At 72.1% G+C, this 18,990-nt stretch carries 15 protein-coding genes; 12 read left to right on the top strand and 3 right to left on the bottom strand.

Translation table 11 applies throughout. The features are described from left to right. Window positions 1–25: 25 nt before the first annotated feature. A complete protein-coding gene (locus AC0KTA_RS05380) occupies window positions 26–1,063 on the bottom strand; it encodes a multicopper oxidase domain-containing protein (RefSeq protein WP_481053947.1) in 1,038 nt (345 codons plus the stop codon). Window positions 1,064–1,331: 268 nt separating this feature from the next. Between AC0KTA_RS05380 and AC0KTA_RS05385 the strand changes: the two genes are divergently transcribed. Next, window positions 1,332–3,878, top strand: a complete 2,547-nt coding sequence (locus tag AC0KTA_RS05385) for a ThuA domain-containing protein (protein ID WP_481053948.1) — start codon at window positions 1,332–1,334, stop codon at window positions 3,876–3,878. A 113-nt stretch (window positions 3,879–3,991) separates the two neighbouring features. Continuing rightward, window positions 3,992–6,145, top strand: coding sequence for an OmpL47-type beta-barrel domain-containing protein (locus AC0KTA_RS05390; protein WP_481056313.1), 2,154 nt, complete (start codon window positions 3,992–3,994; stop codon window positions 6,143–6,145). A 25-nt stretch (window positions 6,146–6,170) separates the two neighbouring features. Here the strand turns inward: AC0KTA_RS05390 and ligD are convergent, their stop codons facing one another. Then, complete coding sequence (gene ligD, locus AC0KTA_RS05395; RefSeq protein WP_481053949.1) at window positions 6,171–7,199, bottom strand: non-homologous end-joining DNA ligase; 1,029 nt, start codon at window positions 7,197–7,199, stop codon at window positions 6,171–6,173. 74 nt (window positions 7,200–7,273) lie between these two features. Between ligD and AC0KTA_RS05400 the strand changes: the two genes are divergently transcribed. From AC0KTA_RS05400 to AC0KTA_RS05410, 3 genes are all read left to right on the top strand, one after another. Then, a complete protein-coding gene (locus AC0KTA_RS05400) occupies window positions 7,274–8,347 on the top strand; it encodes an ATP-dependent DNA ligase (RefSeq protein WP_481053950.1) in 1,074 nt (357 codons plus the stop codon). 489 nt (window positions 8,348–8,836) lie between these two features. Next, window positions 8,837–10,642, top strand: a complete 1,806-nt coding sequence (locus AC0KTA_RS05405) for a hydroxysqualene dehydroxylase (RefSeq protein WP_481053951.1) — start codon at window positions 8,837–8,839, stop codon at window positions 10,640–10,642. Between the two features lie 51 nt (window positions 10,643–10,693). Next, window positions 10,694–11,668, top strand: coding sequence for a DUF3048 domain-containing protein (locus AC0KTA_RS05410; protein ID WP_481053952.1), 975 nt, complete (start codon window positions 10,694–10,696; stop codon window positions 11,666–11,668). Here AC0KTA_RS05410 and AC0KTA_RS05415 read toward each other — a convergent pair. Continuing rightward, complete coding sequence (locus tag AC0KTA_RS05415; protein WP_481053953.1) at window positions 11,655–12,119, bottom strand: MarR family winged helix-turn-helix transcriptional regulator; 465 nt, start codon at window positions 12,117–12,119, stop codon at window positions 11,655–11,657. The two genes, AC0KTA_RS05410 and AC0KTA_RS05415, sit on opposite strands and share 14 nt — an antisense overlap. A gap of 220 nt (window positions 12,120–12,339) precedes the next feature. Here AC0KTA_RS05415 and AC0KTA_RS05420 point away from each other — a divergent pair, with 220 nt between their 5' ends. The 7 genes from AC0KTA_RS05420 to AC0KTA_RS05450 all read left to right on the top strand — a co-directional run bounded on the left by AC0KTA_RS05420 (window position 12,340) and on the right by AC0KTA_RS05450 (window position 18,839). Continuing rightward, on the top strand, window positions 12,340–13,095 hold the full coding sequence (locus tag AC0KTA_RS05420) for a CoA transferase subunit A (protein WP_481053954.1): 756 nt from the start codon (window positions 12,340–12,342) through the stop codon (window positions 13,093–13,095). Beyond that, window positions 13,095–13,805 (top strand): CoA transferase subunit B, encoded by a 711-nt coding sequence (locus tag AC0KTA_RS05425; protein WP_481053955.1) that lies wholly within the window; start codon window positions 13,095–13,097, stop codon window positions 13,803–13,805. Before AC0KTA_RS05420 ends, AC0KTA_RS05425 begins: the two co-directional genes overlap by 1 nt. Continuing rightward, window positions 13,802–14,476 (top strand): protocatechuate 3,4-dioxygenase subunit beta, encoded by a 675-nt coding sequence (pcaH, locus tag AC0KTA_RS05430; protein WP_481053956.1) that lies wholly within the window; start codon window positions 13,802–13,804, stop codon window positions 14,474–14,476. Before AC0KTA_RS05425 ends, pcaH begins: the two co-directional genes overlap by 4 nt. After that, window positions 14,473–15,042: a protocatechuate 3,4-dioxygenase subunit alpha gene (gene pcaG, locus AC0KTA_RS05435; protein WP_481053957.1), complete on the top strand. Its 570-nt coding sequence runs from the start codon at window positions 14,473–14,475 to the stop codon at window positions 15,040–15,042. The genes pcaH and pcaG overlap by 4 nt, the downstream gene beginning before the upstream one ends. 116 nt (window positions 15,043–15,158) lie before the next feature. Beyond that, the gene (gene pcaB / locus AC0KTA_RS05440; RefSeq protein ID WP_481056314.1) at window positions 15,159–16,502 is read left to right on the top strand and encodes a 3-carboxy-cis,cis-muconate cycloisomerase; all 1,344 of its coding nucleotides are present in this window, start codon (window positions 15,159–15,161) and stop codon (window positions 16,500–16,502) included. A 335-nt stretch (window positions 16,503–16,837) separates the two neighbouring features. Continuing rightward, a complete protein-coding gene (locus AC0KTA_RS05445; protein WP_481053958.1) occupies window positions 16,838–17,197 on the top strand; it encodes a hypothetical protein in 360 nt (119 codons plus the stop codon). 139 nt (window positions 17,198–17,336) lie between these two features. Further along, window positions 17,337–18,839 carry a SulP family inorganic anion transporter gene (locus AC0KTA_RS05450; RefSeq protein WP_481053959.1) on the top strand — a complete coding sequence of 501 codons (1,503 nt, stop codon included), beginning with the start codon at window positions 17,337–17,339 and terminating at the stop codon, window positions 18,837–18,839. Window positions 18,840–18,990: the final 151 nt, after the last annotated feature.

Consider the following 18,990-nt stretch of genomic DNA (forward strand, 5'->3'; position numbering starts at 1 on the left):
CAAGCGGCCGCCGGACGGCAGCCCGCTAATGCTGCGCGTGCCCCGACCCCCCGTCGGCCGCCGGCTTCTTCTCCGGCTTCTCCGACGTCGCGTGCGGATGGTGCGGCTCGTAGTCGGGGATGGTGCCGTCCGGCTTCTTCACCAGGAACAGGCCCACCATCCCCATGTCGGAGTGGCTCTGTACGTGGCAGTGGTACATCCACGCGCCCGCGCCGACGCCCTCGCCCGCGATCACCTGGAAGCCGAAGGAGTCCCCGGGGCCCGTGATCTTGTCGTCGAGGACCTGGCTGGGGTCGTCGGGGCCGGTGAGCAGGCCCGTGCGGTTGTCGGCCCAGCGGTGACCGTGGATGTGGAACGTGTGGTAGTACTCGCCGTGGGTGATCGACACGAACTCGACCCGGTCGCCCACCGTGGCCTCGAAGTGGGGGCCGGAGTGCGCGGGCTTGTTGTTGATCAGCATGTCGTTGAAGACGATGACGCAGGTCTGGTCCGGCAGGATGTCGCCCTTGCGGCGCACGATCACCGCGCCGTACAAGCCTTTTCGCAGGCCGCCCGTGCCGTGCTCCGTGCCGACCACGTGGTCGTGGTAGTGCCAGTAACCGGCGGTGCCGGGGCGCCAGGTGCCGTCCTTGCGGCGGCCCGGGGCGTGCGTGCGCCAGGTGTAGGTGCGCTTGCCGCCGGGCGCCACATGGGACTTGGTGTGCTTCGTGCCGTCGCTGGAGATCTCGTAGTCCATGCCGTGCACGTGCAGGCTGACGTCGGCGTCCGTGGTGTTCTCGAACTCGATGTGCAGGGTGTCCCCTTCGTTGAGTTCGAGCAGCGGCCCGGGGATGGAGGCCTTGCCCTTCTCCAGGCCGTAGCCCAGCTGCCCGTCGGGAAGCTTCTCCGCGTACATCTTGATGCGGCGCACCTCGCCGCCCGCGGGCGCCGTCTTCGGCGGGTCCGCCACTGCGCGCGGGGCGTCGGCCGCGGAGTCCGACGCCATGGCCGACAACGATGTCACCCCGGCCGTGGCAACCGCTCCCCCGACCAGCATCCGGCGGTTGAAGCTCCGTCTGTCCATGGCGAACTCCCCACTGAAGTACGGAAACTGACGCTGCGTACGGACCTGGACCGGGGCGCACGAGGCACCGGATTCCGGCCACACGCTAGCGGCAGGGCCCCGGTTTATCCACACGCAGGACAAAGGTCGTACGAAGTGCTGTCGTAGCTCTTGGCTAGCCGTCAAAAGAGGGCTAGCTTCGTCGGCGCCAGCGTCAAAGGAAGGCTGGCTTCTTCGGCGCTGTTGATGTATCCGCCATAGCCGTGACCGACGATGGGTGGGTGTACTCATGCGGCTGACACCGCATCAAACGCCCCCAACCGTACGATGGTTGGGCAGAACCAGACACAGATCCACGCGCCGCGCCTGGGCGGCCGCCCTGGCCGCCGGAGCCGTCGCCGCCGGCCTCCTCACGGGCCCCGCCGCGACCGCGCGCCCCTTCCCGGAACCGCCCCCCGACCCGGAGGCGGTGAAGACAACGATGTCACGCGCGCTGCCCGCTCCCCCGGGCGGCGCGAACGTGCGTGTGCTCGCCTTCTACGGCTCGGCGGCGGGCGGCGACGAGTCGCCGGTCGTCGACGCCGCGATCGCCGCCATCGAGAAGATCGGCCAGTCGGGCCCGGCCGAGCAGCGGTTCACGGTGACGGCCACGGACGACCCGGCGGTGTTCACCGACGCCAAGAGGCTCGGCAGGTTCAACGCGGTCACCTTCGTGACCGGCGGCGGCGATGTCCTGGACGCCGAGCAGGAGGCGGGCCTCGAGGCCTACATGGAGGCCGGCGGCGGCTTCCTCGGCCTGCACGACGCGGCCCGAGCGGAGCCGTACTCGTCCTGGTTCACCGGCCTGATCGGCGCCCGCCCCAAGGACGCGAGCCCCGCCGCCGTCCAGCGCGCCACCGTCGAGGTCGGCGACCGCGAGAATCCGGCCACCAAGGGCCTGCCCCTGGAGTGGAAGCGTCCCGACAAGTGGCTCAACTGGGAGACGAATCCGTCGGGTTCCGTGCACACCGTGGCCCGGGTGCGCGAGGCGACGTACAAGCCGGGCGAGGGCGCGAACGGCTGGGACCACCCGGTGTCCTGGTGCCGCGACTACGACGGCGGCCGGTCCTTCTACACGGGCATGGGCGGCACGGCCGACGCCTACGACGAGACGGACTTCCGCGGCCATCTGCGCGGCGCCCTGCTGTGGACGACCCGCATCGCGCGCGCCGACTGCAAGGCGACCATCAACGCGAACTACCAGGCCGAGCGCCTGACCCAGCCCAACAAGCCCGGTCAGAACGACCAGATCGGCGAGCCGCACGGCCTGGTCACGGCGCCCGACGGCCGGGTGTTCTACATCGGCCGCGGCGGCGCCGACTCCTCGCAGCCCGTCGTCACCGACTGGAACAGCCCCGACATCGGCAAGGGCAAGGGCGAGATCCACGTCTACGACCCGAATACCAAGCAGGTCACCCTCGCCGGGGCGCTCACCGTCTTCGGCAACAAGGGCGGCGGCGGTGAGCTGATCAAGGTCGAGGAGGGCCTGCTCGGCATCGAGCTGGACCCGAAGTTCGAGGAGAACGGCTGGGTCTATCTGCACTACACACCGCACTCGCAGCTCAACCGCGACACACACATGGCCGAGCGATACGTCTCCCGCTTCACGCTCGACCAGGCCACCAACAAGCTGGACATGGGCAGCGAGAAGGTACTGCTCAAGTGGCCGGTGCAGGTGCACAGTTGCTGCCACTCCGGCGGCGGGATGTCCTGGGACTCCAAGGGCAACCTGTACATCGCGACCGGTGACAACAACTCCTCCGGCTTCAGCGACGGCTACTCGGGCAACAACCCGCAGCCCAGCTTCAAGGGTGTCTCCTTCGCCGACGCCCGCCGCACCGCGGGCAACACCAACAACCTCAACGGCAAGATCCTGCGCATCCACCCGGAGCCCGACGGCACGTACACCCTGCCCGAGGGCAACCTCTTCACCGGCAAGGAACCGGACGAGGGCGGCGGCAAGACGCGCGGCGAGATCTATGTGATGGGCGTGCGCAACCCGGCGCGCATCTTCGTCGACAAGAAGACCGACACCCTGTACGCGGGCTGGGTCGGCCCCGACGCCGGTCAGCCGTCGACGACCTGGGGCCCGGCGAAGTACGACACGTTCGCCGCCATCACGCACGCCTCCAACCGCGGCTGGCCGTACTGCATGGGCAACAACCAGCCCTACCGCGACCGCAATCTGCCCGATCCGAGCAAGCCGCTCGGCTGGTACGACTGCAAGAACCTGCGCAACGAGTCGCCGAACAACGACGGCCTGGTGAAGATCCCGCCGGCCGAGCCCAACACCATCTGGTACTCGCCGCAGGGCGGCGGCATCGACTACCCGCGCGACGCGAACGGCGTCCCCAGCTACAAGCAGGAGGAGCAGAAGCAGCTCCTGCCGTGGCTCAAGGGCGGCGGCCAGGCCACCATGAACGGCCCGGTCTACCGCTACGACGCGGCGAGCGGAAGCGCGGACAAGTGGCCGTCGTACTGGGACGGCAAGTGGTTCGTCGGGGACTTCTACGACGGCGACCAGCCGCGGCACGCGGTGCTCACCGACCCGAAGACGGTCGGCAAGGGCGGCCTGCCGGTGCACGCCGAATCCCTGCGCAAGATCATCCCGGTGGGCAACGACCACATCAAGAACCTCATGGACTGGAAGTTCGCCCCGGACGGCTCGCTGTACGTCCTCGACTACGGGCGCGGCTTCTTCACCTCGGACGCCAAGTCGGCGCTGTGGCGCGTGACGTACAAGGGCGGCGCGGCCACTCCGGCCGCGGCGGACCTGGCGAGGAAGGCGGGACGATGAGATCCGCTCACCGCGGCGGGATCCGGACGGCTCCGAGATCCGCTCACCGCGGCAGGCTCCGGACGGCTCCGCGCCGCGGCAAGGTCTGGACGGCGCTGCTCGCCGCGCTCCTCATGGCGGTCGGCCTGACGTCGGCGGCGAGCGCGCGCCCCGACAACACCGGGCTCGCCGCGCAGCAGCAGACGCTGACCTGGACCGCCGACAACGACATCTCCAAGTACAAGTCCGCGCCGGCGACGGCGGTCGCGGGCAAGACGACGATCGTCTTCGAGAACAGCGTGGCCACCGGCAACACCACCGGCATGCCGCACACGCTGACGTTCGACGTCTCCGACCCCGAGTACAACAACGACGTCCCGCTGAACATCCTCGCCAACCCGGGCGACGACCAGGGCGGCAAGCACACGGCCGAGGTCACCCTCAAGCCGGGCCGCTACCGCTACTACTGCACCATCCCCGGCCACGGGGCGATGCAGGGCATCCTGGTCGTGACCGAGGGCGGCGGCGAGGACACCACGGCCCCGGAGACGAAGGCGCAGGTGGACGGGGCGACCAACTCCGATGGCGCGTACGTCGGTTCGGCGGCGGTCACGGTGACGGCGACCGACGAGAGCGGCGGCTCGGGCGTCGACAAGGTCGAGTACGCGGTCGGGGCCGACGGCGCCTGGCAGCCGTACACCGCGCCCGTGGTCGTGAACACGGTCGGCACGCACAAGATCCGCTATCGGGCCTCCGACAAGGCGGGCAATGTGGCGGCGGAGAAGGCGGTCGACTTCAAGGTCGTCCCGCCGCCGACCGACGACAAGACGCCGCCGGAGACGTCCGCGACGGTCACCGGCGAGCAGAACGGCCAGGGCCAGTACCTGGGCATGGCGACGGTCACGGTGACGGCGTCCGACGCGGGCTCGGGCCTCAACAAGGTCGAGTACGCGCTCGGCGACGGCGCCTGGCAGCCGTACACGACTCCGGTGATGGTCCACGAGGCCGGCAGCCACAAGGTCCGCTACCGCGCCTCCGACAAGGCGGGCAACGTCGCTCCGGAGAAGTCGGTGGAGTTCACGGTGGTCGCGCCGCCGGCCGAGGACAAGACGCCGCCGGAGACGTCGGCGAAGGTCACCGGTGACAAGAACTCCGACGGCGCCTACATCGGCAGGGCCACGGTGACGGTCACCGCGAGGGACGCGGACTCGGGCGTGGACAAGGTCGAGTACTCCCTGGACGGCGGCCCGTACGTGGCGTACGCCGCGCCGGTGGTCGTCGACCGCGTCGGGCGGCACACCGTGGCGTACCGGGCGAGCGACAAGGCGGGCAACACCGCGCCCGCGAAGTCGGTGGCGTTCACGGTCGACGAGGGCGGCGGGGTCCCCGGGCCCAACTGCCCCGAGTACGACGAGCGGTTGACGGTCTTCGTCGGCACCGTCGACACGGGCATCCCCAACCGGGTCACCGACAACCGGTGCCGGATCGGCGAGCTGATCGAGGACGAGAAGGACTGGTCGTCGCACGCGCTGTTCCTCAAGCACGTGAAGACCGTCACGGACCGCCTCAAGAAGTCGGGAGAGATCGACCAGCGCGAGTACAACAAGATCAACAAGGCGGCGAAGCAGTCGGGCATCGGCAAGCCGGGCCAGACCGAGGGCTACCGTCACCTCTTCGACGGCACGCAGAAGTCCTTCGCCAAGTGGCAGCACGTGGGCGGCGGTTCGTTCGGCCTGAACGCCGACGGGTCGATGACCTCGGGCACCACGAAGAACGGCCTCGGCATGCTGTGGTTCCCCGAGCGCAAGTACGGCGACTTCTCGCTGAAGCTCCAGTGGCGCGACGACGCCCCGGCCGCCGGGAACGCCAACTCCGGCGTGTTCGTGCGCTTCCCGCAGGTCCACGACCACCCGGAGGAGCCACGCCCGGAGTGGGTCGCCATCAAGTACGGCCATGAGATACAGGTGTTGGACCGTCCCGACGGCGACATGTACAAGACCGGCTCGGTCTACGGCTTCGACCGCGTCGGGCTCGCGGGCGCGGGCGTGACGCCCAAGGGCACGTGGAACGACTACGAGATCCGCGTGGTCGACCAGCACTACTCGGTCTACCGCAACGGCGTCCTGCTCAACGAGTTCGACAACACCGGCGGCCAGGTCTTCGAGCCGCCGCGCGGCGACGACCCCGGCACGGACGGCCGCCGCTTCGCGTCCGGCTATGTGGGGCTCCAGGTTCACGGGGTCACGGACGTGGTGTCGTACCGGGACATCCGGATCAAGGAGTTGTAGCAACCGGCCCTGAACAGGAGCGGGTTCAGTCGTCGTGCTTCGCGCGGCTCGGCTGGACCCGCTTCGGCTCTCCGGGCATCTTCGGGTACTCGGGCGGGTAGGGCATGTCGCCGAGCCCGTGGTCGCGCTCGTCGCGGTCGGCCTGTTCGAGGAGCCCCTCCAGCGAGAAGGCGTGCTCGTCCATGTCCTTGTGTACGTCGCCGACCTCGGCGAAGCGTCCGGGCATGGTGCCGATGTCGAAGTCGGTGGGCACGGCGTCGTCGAGCTCGTCCCAGCGCAGCGGAGCGGAGACGGGGGCGTGCGGGCGGGCACGCACCGAGTAGGCGGAGGCCATCGTGCGGTCGCGGGCGGTCTGGTTGAAGTCGACGAAGACGCGCCCGCCGCGCTCCTCTTTCCACCACGCGGTCGTCACCACGTCCGGCATGCGCCGCTCCAGTTCGCGGCCGCAGGCGATGGCGGCGCGCCGCACCTCGACAAAGGTCCACCGGGGCGCGATGGGCACGAAGACGTGGATGCCGCGCCCGCCGGAGGTCTTGGGCCAGCCGCGAAGACCGAAGTCGTCCAGGACGGCCCTGAGTCCATGGGCGGCACGGACGGCGTCGGCGTAGTCGGTGCCGGGGACGGAGTCTCCCGAAGGGTCGAGGTCGATGCGCAGTTCGTCGGGGTGGTCGGGGTGGGTGCGGCGGACCGGCCAGGGGTGGAAGGTGAACGTGCCGAACTGGGCGGCCCAGACGACCGCGGCGACCTCGGTGGGGCAGATCTCGTCGGCGGTGCGGCCGCTGGGGAAGGTGATGGTGCCGGTGGGGATCCAGTCGGGCAGGTTCTTCGGGGCCCGCTTCTGGTAGAAGTGCTCGCCGTCGATGCCCTCCGGATACCGCTCCAGGGTCGTGGGCCGCTCGCGCAGGGCCCGCAGGATGCCGTCGCCGACGGCGATGAAGTACTCGGCGAGGTCCCGCTTGGTGAAGCCGCGGGCGGGGAACAGCACGCGGTCGGGGCTGGAGAGCCGCACCTTCCGCTCTCCAGCCGTCAGCTCCACCGCCGCTCCGGCGCCCATGGGTGCCACGGTAGACGCGTACGGCAAATGCCGCATACCGGGCAATATGGTGCGGCCGACCGCAGAATCGGACCATGGATCTCCCGGTGATGCCGCCCGTGAAGCCCATGCTCGCCAAGTCCGTGGCGCGGATTCCGCCCGGCATGCAGTACGAGGCGAAGTGGGACGGGTTCCGGGCCGTCGTCTTCCGGGACGGCCCGGAGATCGAGATCGGCAGCCGCGGCACGAAGTCGCTGACCCGGTACTTTCCCGAGCTCGTCGAGGCGCTGCGGGAGCGGTTGCCCGAGCGGTGCGTGATCGACGGTGAGATCGTCATCGCGCGCGACGGGCGGCTCGACTTCGACGCCCTCACCGAGCGTATCCACCCGGCGGAGTCCCGGGTGCGGACGCTCGCCGAGCGGACCCCGGCGTCGTTCGTCGCCTTCGACCTGCTCGCCCTCTTCGACGAGTCGCTCCTGGACGTACCGCTGAGCGACCGCAGGCAGCTCCTGACCCGGGCGCTCGACGGCGTGAGCGCGCCCGTGCACCTGGCGCCCGCGACGCTGGACCGGGCGGTGGCCGAGCGCTGGTTCGAGCAGTACGAGGGCGCCGGGCTCGACGGGGTGATCGCCAAGCCGGTGGACCTGCCGTACCGGCAGAACGAGCGCCTCATGTTCAAGATCAAGCACGAGCGGACGGCGGACTGCGTCGTCGCGGGCTTCCGCTTCCACAAGAGCGGGCCGGTGCTGGGTTCGCTGCTGCTCGGTCTGTACGACGACGGGGGGACGTTGCAGCACGTCGGGGTGTGCGCGGCGTTCCCGATGAAGCGGCGCGCGGAGCTGGTGGCGGAGCTGGAGCCGCTGCGGATGGAGTCCGTGGCGGGGCATCCGTGGGCGGCGTGGACGGAGGAGTCTGCGCACGAGGGGGCCCGGTTGCCGGGGGCGGTGAGCCGGTGGACCGGCAAGAAGGATCTTTCCTGGGTGCCGTTGCGGCCCGAGCGGGTGTGTGAGGTCGCCTACGACCACATGGAGAACGGGGTGCGGTTCCGGCACACGGCGCAGTTTCGGGCGTGGCGCCTTGACCGGACTCCCGAGTCCTGCACGTACGCCCAGCTGGAGGAGCCTGCCGGGTACGACCTGGCCACGGTTCTGGGGTCGCCGCCGGCCTGAGTGCCCCTTGCCGGGGGGAGCCGTCGGACTGCGGCACCGTAGCTGCTGCCGTGCTCCGCCGCTCCGCGGCGGTTTCCCCCACCCACCCACCCGTGACCCTCGTCCCAGTCGCACCGCCGCTGCCCAGCCACCCCGCCGTGACCCTGGTCCCAGTCGCACCCCCGGCTGCCCAGCCACCCCGCCGCTCCGCGGCGGTGTCTCCCACCCGCCCGCCCGTGACCCTTGGCCCAGTCGCACCGCCGCTGCCCAGCCCCGCCCACCCGTGGCTCTTGTCCCAGTCGCACCCCCGACCACCCCCGGTCCACCCCACGGACCGCAGTAAACGGGTGGGCGGGTGGGAGCAATCCCGCCGCGACAGCGGCGGGCAACCGCCCGCCCACCCGCAGACGAAAACACGCCAACAAGCAACGCACCCGCTTCCGGCGCCCCGCCAGTAACCGTAAGATCCGCCCCCGACACCTGAGTTACCACCGGTAAGGGGGACGACACGTGGGGCACGCGCACGCACACGCACGCACGTCAGGCAGCACCCGCAGAACCTTCGTCACGCGTACGGCGACCGTCGGCGGCGCGGCCGCGCTGGGCCTCGGCGCACTGGCGGGCCCGGCACGCGCCGCCGACCCCGCATCCCGGGCCGCGCAGACGGTCGCCGTACTCGGCGGCGGCGTCGCGGGCCTGACCGCCGCCCACGAACTGGCGGAACGCGGCTTCGCCGTGACGGTGTACGAGCGCCGCGCGCTGGGCGGCAAGGCCCGCAGCATGGACGTACCGAACAGCGCGAAGGGCAACCGCAGGCCGCTCCCGGGCGAGCACGGCTTCCGCTTCATCCCGGGCATCTATCACAACCTGCCGGACACCATGCGCCGCATACCCTTCCCGGGGAACACGAACGGCGTCTGGGACAACCTGGTCAGCCCGCCCGAGATGAGCTTCGCCCGGGCCGGCGGCCGCGAGGACATCCGGCTGCCGATCCCGCAGCACACGGGCGACCCGGCCCGCCTCACCAAGGACGACATCGCCCGCGCGCTGACCGCCCTCCTGGACACGGCCACCAGCATCCCCGGCCACGAGGTCGCGTACTTCGTGAACCGCGCCCTGGTCTTCCTGACGAGCTGCGACGAGCGCCGCGACGACGACTGGGAGTCGACGCCGTGGTGGAAGTTCGTGCGCGCGGAGCAGATGTCGAAGGACTACCAGCGCATCCTCGCCATCGGCGTGACCCGCAACATCGTGGCGACGAAGGCCGAGGTGGCCAGCACCCGCACGGTCGGCTCGCTCGGCGAGGCGTTCGTGTTCAACGCGCTCGGGCGCGGCGCGGACGGCCCGCCCGACCGCATCCTGAACGCGCCGACCAACGAGGCCTGGATCGACCCGTGGGTGACACACCTGAAGTCGCTGGGCGTCACGTTCCGCATCGGCTGGACGGTGCGCGAGCTCGCCTACGGAGACGGCCGGATCACCAAGACGGTCGTCGAGAACCCCGACGGCAAGCGCGAGGACATCGTCGCCGACCACTACGTACAGGCCATGCCGGTCGAACACGCCCGCAAGACCTGGAGCCGTGAACTCAGGGCGGCGGACCCGCAGTTGGCGCGCTGCGACAAGCTCGAGACGGACTGGATGACCGGCATCCAGTTCTACCTCACGGAGCGCCCGGGAACCGTCGAGGGCCACTTCAACTGCATCGACTCGCCCTGGTCGCTCACCGGCATCGCGCAGGCCGCGCACTGGAAGGGCCGCGACTTCCCCGCGGACTACGGCGACGGCACGGCGGTGGACTGTCTGTCGGTGGACATCTCCGAGTGGGACAAGCCGGGGATGCTGTACGGCAAGACGGCCAAGCAGTGCACGCGCGACGAGGTGGCGCGCGAGGTGTGGGCGCAGCTGAAGGCGTCCCTGAACGACACCGGCAAGCAGGTCCTGAGCGACGCGAAGCTGCACTCGTGGTTCCTCGACCCGGGCGTCGACGGCATCGGCGGCCCGAACCCGACCAACGACGACGAGCTCCTGATCCACCCGGTGGGCACCCTGCACAACCGCCCGTCGGCCGACACGAAGATCCCCAATCTCTATCTCGCGGGCGACTATGTGTCCGTCGACATCGACCTGGCCACCATGGAGGGCGCCAACGCCGCGGCCCGCCAGGCGGTGAACGCCCTGCTCGACCGCGTGGGCTCGGACCAGAAGAGGTGCGAGGTGACACCCATGTACCGCGCCCCGGAAATCGAGGGCCTCAGGCGCCACGACCGCGTCCGGTACCGGCTCGGCCTGCCCAATGTGCTCGATCTGGGCTGAGGAATCCCCGGTCCGCGCTGAGAAGTCCCCGGTTCGGGGTAGATCCCCGACATGAGAGAGAAAGCACGGGGGCGAGCGCGGGGGCCGGTACGGGCGTGGCGTGCGAAGACGGTGGTGTCGGCGGTGGCGGCGCTCGGCGCCGCCGCCGTCCTCGCCTCGGGCTGCACCCTGGAGACGGAGCGGGACGGCGACGCGAAGGGGTCCGGCTCCGGCGGCGACGTACTCGCCGTGAAGATCGACAACGTGGGCCCGGCCCGCCCGCAGACCGGCCTGGACGCGGCGGACGTCGTGTACGCCGAGCAGGTCGAGGCGGGCCTGAGCCGGCTGATGGCGGTGTACGCGACCAAGCCGCCGCCCGTCGTCGGCCCGGTGCGCAGCGCCCGCGAGACGGACCTGGACCTGCTGCGGCAGTTCGACCGTCCCGTGCTCGCGTTCTCCGGCGCGCAGGGCAAGCTCCTTCCGCTGATCGACGCGGCCCCGCTGCGCCCGCTGCCGCCGGGCGAGGCCCCCGCCAGGGCGTACTACCGCGACAGCGGCAGGCCCGCCCCGCACAACCTCTACCTGCGGCCCGCCGCGCTGGGCGCCCGGCCCAAGGCGAGCGGCCTGGACAGCACCGGCTTCACGTTCGGCCCGCGCCCGGCCGGCGGCACACCCGAGACCCGGCGCACGGTCCACTTCCCGTCGGCGCGCTTCACCTTCACCTGGGTCGAGTACGAGGGCCGCTGGCACATCGCGATGGACGGCACCCCGGCCCGCACCCCGGCCGGCAAGGCGCTGAGCGCCGCGACGGTGGTGGTCCAGCGCGTCGACATCCGCGACTCCCGCTTCCACGACCGCTCGGGCAACACCTCGCCGCTGACGCGCACGGTGGGCTCGGGCACGGCCCAGGTGCTGCGCGACGGCCGCTCCTACGAGGCGCGGTGGGAGCGCGGGTCCGCGGACGACGGGACGGAGTTCAGCACACCCGGCGGCAAGCCGCTGGACTTCGCGAAGGGCCCGGTGTGGGTGGTGTTCACGAAGGGGTGACGGTTTCGGCCTCGGGGTCGCGCAGCCGCTCCGCCGCGTCGGCGACCCGCTGGAGCAGGCCGAGGAACACCGCCCGCTCGTCGTCGGCCAGCGGCGCGAGGAAGACCTCGTTCATCCGCGCCGTACGCACCGTCAGCCTGCGGTGGGCCCGCTTGCCCTTGGCCGTGGGGCGGAGCAGGGCGCGGCGGCCGTCCTGCGGGTCGCGGACCTTGTCGAGCAGGCCCCGGCCGGTGAGCCTGCTGACGACGTCGGCGACGGTGGAGCGGTCGAGGCGCACGCGCTCGCCGACGCCGCGCTGGTCGAGTCCCGGCTCGGCGACGAGGGCGTTGAGGACCGCGAACTGCGGTGAGGTGATCTCTTCGGAGACCATCGCGTTCCACAGCAGGTGGTGCGCCTGCTGCAGGCGCCGGGCGAGGTGCCCGGGGTGGGTGGTCAGGTCCACCGCGGCCATGGCTGCTCCTCACACGTGCCGGTGCGTCCCGCGCCGTCGGGCCGCGGATATTCGTCGGTGCACTGAACGATAGCTGGAACTCGCTTGGTTCAAGGGCGTCTTGACGGCTTCATACGGCGGTGGCAGCGTGAGTCGGGGTCCACAGAAATAGTCAGTGTGCTGATGAAGTCCCGGTATTGATGAAGTCCCTGCTCCGGCGGGAGAGACGAGGCCGGCCCGGATGGACAAGGTGGTCGCGACGGCCGCGGACGCGGTGGCCGACGTACAGGACGGCGCTTCCCTCGCCGTCGGCGGATTCGGGCTCGGCGGCGTGCCGAACGTCCTCATCGGGGCCCTGCACGCCCGGGGCGTCCGGGACTTGAGCGTGGTCTCCAACAACTGCGGCGCCCTGGACACGGGGCTTGCCGTGCTCCTCGCGGCGCGCCGCATCGCGCGCGTGACGGGCTCGTACATCGGCGCCAACAAGGAGTTCGCGCGCCAGTACCTGTCCGGTGAGCTGGAGGTGGAGCTGATCCCCCAGGGCACGCTCGCCGAGCGGCTGCGGGCCGGGGGCTGCGGCATCCCCGCCTTCTACACGCCGGCCGGTGTCGGCACGCAGGTCGCGGAGGGCGGGCTGCCGCTGCGGTACGACGGCCGGGGCGGGGTCGCGGTGGCCTCGCCGCCCAAGGAGGTCCGGGAGTTCGACGGCGTCCCACACGTCCTGGAGCACGCCATCCGCACCGACTTCGCGCTGGTGCGGGCGGCCCGCGGCGACCGGCACGGGAACCTGGTGTTCGCCGGGTCGAGCCGGAACTTCAACCCCCTTGCCGCGATGGCCGGAAGGGTCACGGTCGCGGAGGTGGAGGAGCTGGTGGAGCCCGGCGTCATCGATCCGGACGCGGTGCATCTGCCCGGTGTCTTCGTGCGGCGCGTGGTGGCGCTGAGCCCGGCCGAGGCGGCCGACAAGCGCGTCGAGAACCGGACGGTGAGCGCCTGATGGCCTGGACCCGTGAGCAGATGGCGGCCCGCGCGGCCCGCGAGCTGCGCGACGGCCAGTACGTGAACCTCGGCATCGGCCTGCCCACGCTCATCCCGGGCCATCTCCCGCCCGGCGTCGAGGTGGTCGTGCAGTCCGAGAACGGCATCCTCGGGGTCGGCCCGTATCCGGCGGCGGACGCGGTGGATCCCGACCTGATCAACGCGAGCAAGGAGACGGTGACGGTGCGGCCGGGCGCCGCGTTCTTCGACTCCGCGCTGTCCTTCGGGATGATCCGCGGCGGCCACATCGACGTGGCCGTGCTCGGCGCGATGCAGGTCTCCGCGCGCGGGGACCTCGCCAACTGGGCGGTGCCCGGCCGGCTCGTCACCGGCATCGGCGGCGCGATGGATCTGGTGCACGGCGCCCGGACGGTGATCGTGACGATGACGCACACCGCCAAGGATGGCTCCCCGAAGCTCGTCGAGGAGTGCGACCTGCCGCTGACCGGCCGGGCCTGCGTGCACCGCGTCATCACGGACCTCGCGGTCCTGGACGTCACCGCCGACGGACTCGAACTGACCGAGTGCGCGCCCGGTGTCGGCGTCGACGAGGTCCTCGCCAGGACGGCGGCCGAGGTGCGCGCGCGCACCCCCGGAGCACGCGCCGCCCCACGCCGGCCTCCGGCCCCGCACATCCCTCACCCCTCAGGGAGGAGCACCCGCACATGACCCCCTCTCCCCCGCCCTACCGCAGCCTCAAGCTCCGCACCCCGCACGGCCCGCCCGTCCCGGTCCGCGACCCCGAGGCCGTGGAGCTGACCGGCCCCGTCTTCGGCATCACCGACGTCACCCCGCTCGACGGCGACCTCACCCGGCAGCACACGGGCGATCCGATCGGTGAGCGGATCACGGTCACCGGGCGGGTCCGGGACCGTCGAGGGCGGCCGGTGCGCGGCCAGTTGGTCGAGCTGTGGCAGGCGAACGCGGCAGGCAGGTACGCCCACCGCCGCGACCAGCACCCGGCGCCCCTCGACCCGAACTTCACGGGCTGCGGCCGCTGCCTCACCGACGACGACGGAACGTACACCTTCACCACCATCAGGCCGGGCGCCTACGCGTGGCGCAACCACGACAACGCGTGGCGCCCCGCGCACCTGCACTTCTCCTTCTTCGGCACGGCGTTCACGCAGCGCCTGGTGACGCAGATGTACTTCCCCGGAGACCCGCTCCTCGCCCTCGACCCGGTGCTGCACTCGGTCACCGACGAGGCGGCGCGGGCCCGGCTGGTGGCCGCGTACGACCACGGCCTCTCGGTGCCGGAGTGGTCGCTCGGCTACCGCTGGGACGTCGTCCTGGACGGCCCGTCCGCCACGCTCTTCGAGGAGGGCGAGACCCGGTGACGACACCCCACGGTCCCCACGCCCCCACCCCCTCCCAGACCATCGGCCCCTTCTACGGCCACGCGCTGCCCTCCACGGGCGGCGCCGAAATCGCACCCGTCAGCCGTCCCGACACGATCACCCTCCACGGATACGTGTACGACGGCGCCGGGGAACCTGTCCCCGACGCCCTCCTGGAGATCTGGCAGCCCGCACCGGACGGCTCCCGCACGGGCGCGCCCGGCTCCCTGCGCCGCGACCCCGTGACCGGCCGCCCGGCGGGCCGCGACGGCGTCACGTTCACGGGTTTCGGCCGCGTGCCCACGGACGCGGACGGCCACTGGGCGATACACACCCTCCTGCCCGGCGGCGCCCCCTACCTCTCGATCGCCCTCTTCGCACGCGGCCTCCTGGACCACCTGTACACGCGCGCGTACCTACGCGACGAGCCCGGCGACGCGCTGCTCGCGACCCTGGACGCGGGGCGCCGCGCGACGCTCCTCGCCCGGCCGGGGCCGTACCGCGCGTACCGCTTCGACATACGCCTCCAAGGGGAGGGCGAGACGGTGTTCTTGGAGTTCGAGTGAGCGGTGGAAGGGGCCACCCCGCCGAGCCCGGTCACGCCGCCGACACCGGTCACGCTGCCGGTCCCGGTCACCCCTCCGATCCCGATCACGCCGCCGACCCAGGCCTCGACGTCGGCCTGCTGGCCCCAGGGCGTGCGGGCTCGCCCGCGGAGCGTACGACGGGCGACCAGGCCTTCCTGCAGGCCATGCTGGACGCGGAGGCGGCGCTCACACGGGCGCAGGCGGCGCTGGGCGTGGCACCGGCCTCGGCGGCGGCCGCGGTCACCGAGGCGGCCGCCGACGCCGCCCGCTTCGACGCGCGGGACATCGCGGTACGCGCCCGGGGCGGCGGCAACCCGGTGATCCCGCTGGTGGCGGACCTGAGGGCGGCGGTGCCCGAGGAGGCGGCCGCGTACGTCCACCGGGGCGCGACCAGCCAGGACGTCCTGGACACGGCGGCGATGCTGGTGGCGGCCCGGACGCTGGACGTCCTCCTGCCGGATCTGGCCCGCCTGGAACGGGAGTTGGCCCGCCTCGCCCGGGCCCACCGCGACACCGCGATGCCCGGCCGCACCCTGACCCAGCACGCGGCGCCGACGACGTTCGGCCTCAAGGCGGCGGGCTGGCGCTCCCTGGCCCTGGACGCGCGGGACCGGCTCGCGGGGGTGCGGGGCACGCTGCCGGCGCAGTGGGGCGGGGCGGTGGGGACGCTGGCGGTGGTGGAGGCCTGGGGCGGCCCCGGGCCCGGCCTTGTCACCGCCTACGCCCGGGAGTTGGGGCTCGCCGAGCCCGCCCTGGCCTGGCACACGCTCCGTACGCCCGTCGCGGACCTCGCCGCCGCGCTGGCGTTCACCGCCGGGGCGCTCGGCAAACTCGCCGCCGACGTCCTCACGCTCTCCCGCACGGAGATCGGCGAACTCTCCGAAGGCACCGGGGGCACGTCCTCCGCGATGCCGCACAAGGCCAACCCGGTCCGCGCCACGCTGATCGCCGCCGCGGCCCACCGCGCCCCCGCCCTCGCGGCCACCCTGCTCGCGTCCCTGACCGCGGCCGACGAGCGCCCTCCGGGCGCGTGGCACGCCGAATGGGAGCCCCTGCGGGACCTGTTGCGGCTGGTGGGCGGGGCGACCCGGGACGCCGCCGACCTGTGCGGGGGCCTCCAGGTCCACCCCGACAGGATGCGCGCCAACCTCGACCTCACCGGCGGTTCGATCACCTCCGAACGCCTCGTCGTGGCACTGACACCGACGCTCGGCCGGGAACGGGCGGCCGCGCTGGTGGCCTCGGCGGCGAGACGGTCCCGGGAGCGGGGCGAAACGCTGGCGGCCGCACTGGCCGCCGAACTGTCCGCGCCGCCCCGGGGCACCGGCCCCGCTCCCCACTCCCCGCTCACCAAAGCGGAGTTGGCCGCCCTGACGGACCCCACCCACTGGACGGGCTGCGCGGGCACCCTCACAGACCGCGCCTTGAAGCGCCGCTGAACATCCCCACCCGCCCGCCCTCCTGGGGCTCCGCCCCAGACCCCGCTCCTCAAACGCCGGAGGGGCTATCTTTCCCACCCGCCCGCCCTAACCAGCCCTTACGGGACCTCGTCGGCACGCTCCGGCACCTGTCAGCCCGTCCGGCGTTTGAGGACGAGGCCGTTCAGGCCGATAGCGGGGGTCCGGGGGCGGTAGCCTCCGGTTCGGGAAGGGGCGGGCTTGGGGCCCCGCAGGGCGTGAGACGCCGCACATTGTCACCGTCAAGTCACCCCCGTGACACATCTGTAGCCTAAGTTTCCACTTGACCATGGAACTTCGTGTACGGAGGTGAGCACGTGCCCCGACCGGCCGGACGGCGAGGCCACCACTGGGTGCCCACCGCCCTGGCCACCGTGCTCCTGGTCGTCCTCCAGTGCCTCGGCCCGTCCCCCGCCGCCCACGCGGTCACGGGGACCGGCGAACCGGTCGCGTACACGGCGTGCGGCGACCCGACGGGCGCTGAGGGAGCGCCCGAGCACATGCGGACCCGGGCACGCCCGCACGCCTGCCCCGTGACCGACGGCCACGTGACCCCGCCCGCCCCCATGGCGCAGGACATACCCGCACCACCGTGCCACCCGCGCGTCGTCGCGTACGAAGAGAGCAGACCCGCGGGCGGCGAACTGCCGCCCCTGCTCCAGGTCTTCCGCTGCTGATCGGCGCCCGTCGCCGGCGCACGCGCCCCCAGAGAGCCCGCCCTCGCGGCCTCTCCGCGTCGCCGTGACGACGACCTGCGCCGATCCATGTCACACCGAGCACCGACACGCCCCCCGTGGCGCTCAGGAGTCATCCCCCATGCAGCATTTTCTCGACCGTTCCCGTCACCGTGCCCGATCGCTGTTGAAGGTCTCCGGAGACCGCCGGCACGATCTCACGGCCTCCGTAGTGGTCTTTCTCGTCGCACTCCCCCTGTGCGTGGGTGTCGCCGTCGCCTCCGGCGTGCCCGCCGAACTGGGGCTGATCACCGGCATCGTCGGCGGTCTCGTCACCGGACTGCTGCCCGGCAGCAGTCTCCAGGTCAGCGGCCCCGCGGCCGGTATGACGGTCCTTGTGTACGAGGCCGTACGGGAGTTCGGCCTCTCGGCGCTCGGCGCGCTGGTCCTTGCCGCGGGACTGCTCCAGCTCGTCATGGGCGCGCTGCGGCTCGGCCGGTTCTTCCGCGCCATTTCCGTCGCCGTCGTCGAGGGCATGCTCGCCGGGATCGGGCTCGTCCTGATCGCCGGGCAGCTGTACGCGATGGCGGACCAGGAGGCACCGGCCAGCGGGCTCGCGAAGATCGGGGGCCTGCCGGAGCTGCTGGCCGACACGTTCGGCTCCGAACGCGCGCTGACCGCCTTCGCGCTCGGCGCGGGCACCATCGCGGTGCTGCTGCTGTGGCGCAGGATGCCCGGCGCGCTTGGCACGATCCCGGCGCCGCTGGCCGCCGTCGCCCTGGCCACCGGCCTGTCCGTGCTGTTCTCGCTGCCCGTGGCGACCGTCGAGGTGCAGGGCCTGATCGAGGCGGTGCAGCCGCCCGGCAGCAGCGCCTTCGGTGAGCTCGCGACGCTCGGCGCGATCGGCACCGTCCTGGCGTTCGCGCTGATCGCGTCCGCGGAGAGCCTGTTCAGCGCGGCCGCCGTGGACCGCCTGCACGACGGTCCGCGGACCGACTACGACAAGGAGCTGATCGCGCAGGGCGCGGGCAACACCGTGTGCGGGCTCCTCGGTGCCCTGCCGATGACCGCGGTGATCGTACGCAGTGCCGCCAACGTGCAGGCGGGCGCCCGCACGAAGGCTTCGCGGGTGCTGCACGGTGTGTGGCTGCTGCTGTTCGCGGCCCTGCTGCCCGCCGCGCTCGGCCTCATCCCGGTCGCCGCGCTCGCGGGTGTCCTGGTGCACGCGGGCTGCAAGCTGGTGCCCGTGAAGGAGGTGGCGGGGCTGTGGCGCGAGCACCGGGGCGAGGCGGTCGTGCTCGTGGTGACGGCCGTCGCGATCGTCTCGGTGAGCATGTTCGAGGGCGTCCTCATCGGGCTCGCGCTCGCCGTCGTCAAGACGGCGTGGGAGACCTCGCACGTGCACATTGACGTCGTCGACAAGGGGGCGGGCCCCATCCGCGCCCACCTGTCGGGGAACGCCACGTTCCTGCGCCTGCCGAAGATCCTCGACGCGCTGGAGGCCCTGCCCCAGGACCGCCCGATCGAACTGGACCTCTCGGACCTGCGCCACCTCGACCACGCCTGCCGCACCTCCCTGGAGAACTGGGCGGCACGACACAGCGCGGACGGCACGGAGCCTGTGCGGGTGGCGTCAGGGGTGTGACGCCGGGGGGTGCCTGCCCGCAGAGCCCCTCCCGGACAGGCACCCCCTCCGGCTGCCACCGGCGCCCCGGCAGGCACCGCCCCCGACAGGTGCCCGTCCCCTGGCAGGCACCCCGCCCCAGGGCAGAAGCCCCGCCTCCCGGGCAGGCACC

The organism is Streptomyces sp. Y309 (genome assembly GCF_056712025.1).

Excerpts from the sequence above, each read along its gene's own strand:
- AC0KTA_RS05380 (WP_481053947.1), bottom strand. The coding sequence starts at position 1,063 with ATGGACAGACGGAGCTTCAACCGCCGGATGCTGGTCGGGGGAGCGGTT.
- AC0KTA_RS05385 (WP_481053948.1), top strand. The coding sequence starts at position 1,332 with ATGCGGCTGACACCGCATCAAACGCCCCCAACCGTACGATGGTTGGGC.
- AC0KTA_RS05390 (WP_481056313.1), top strand. The coding sequence starts at position 3,992 with ATGGCGGTCGGCCTGACGTCGGCGGCGAGCGCGCGCCCCGACAACACC.
- ligD (WP_481053949.1), bottom strand. The coding sequence starts at position 7,199 with ATGGGCGCCGGAGCGGCGGTGGAGCTGACGGCTGGAGAGCGGAAGGTG.
- AC0KTA_RS05400 (WP_481053950.1), top strand. The coding sequence starts at position 7,274 with ATGGATCTCCCGGTGATGCCGCCCGTGAAGCCCATGCTCGCCAAGTCC.
- AC0KTA_RS05410 (WP_481053952.1), top strand. The coding sequence starts at position 10,694 with ATGAGAGAGAAAGCACGGGGGCGAGCGCGGGGGCCGGTACGGGCGTGG.
- AC0KTA_RS05415 (WP_481053953.1), bottom strand. The coding sequence starts at position 12,119 with ATGGCCGCGGTGGACCTGACCACCCACCCCGGGCACCTCGCCCGGCGC.
- AC0KTA_RS05420 (WP_481053954.1), top strand. The coding sequence starts at position 12,340 with ATGGACAAGGTGGTCGCGACGGCCGCGGACGCGGTGGCCGACGTACAG.
- AC0KTA_RS05425 (WP_481053955.1), top strand. The coding sequence starts at position 13,095 with ATGGCCTGGACCCGTGAGCAGATGGCGGCCCGCGCGGCCCGCGAGCTG.
- pcaH (WP_481053956.1), top strand. The coding sequence starts at position 13,802 with ATGACCCCCTCTCCCCCGCCCTACCGCAGCCTCAAGCTCCGCACCCCG.
- AC0KTA_RS05450 (WP_481053959.1), top strand. The coding sequence starts at position 17,337 with ATGCAGCATTTTCTCGACCGTTCCCGTCACCGTGCCCGATCGCTGTTG.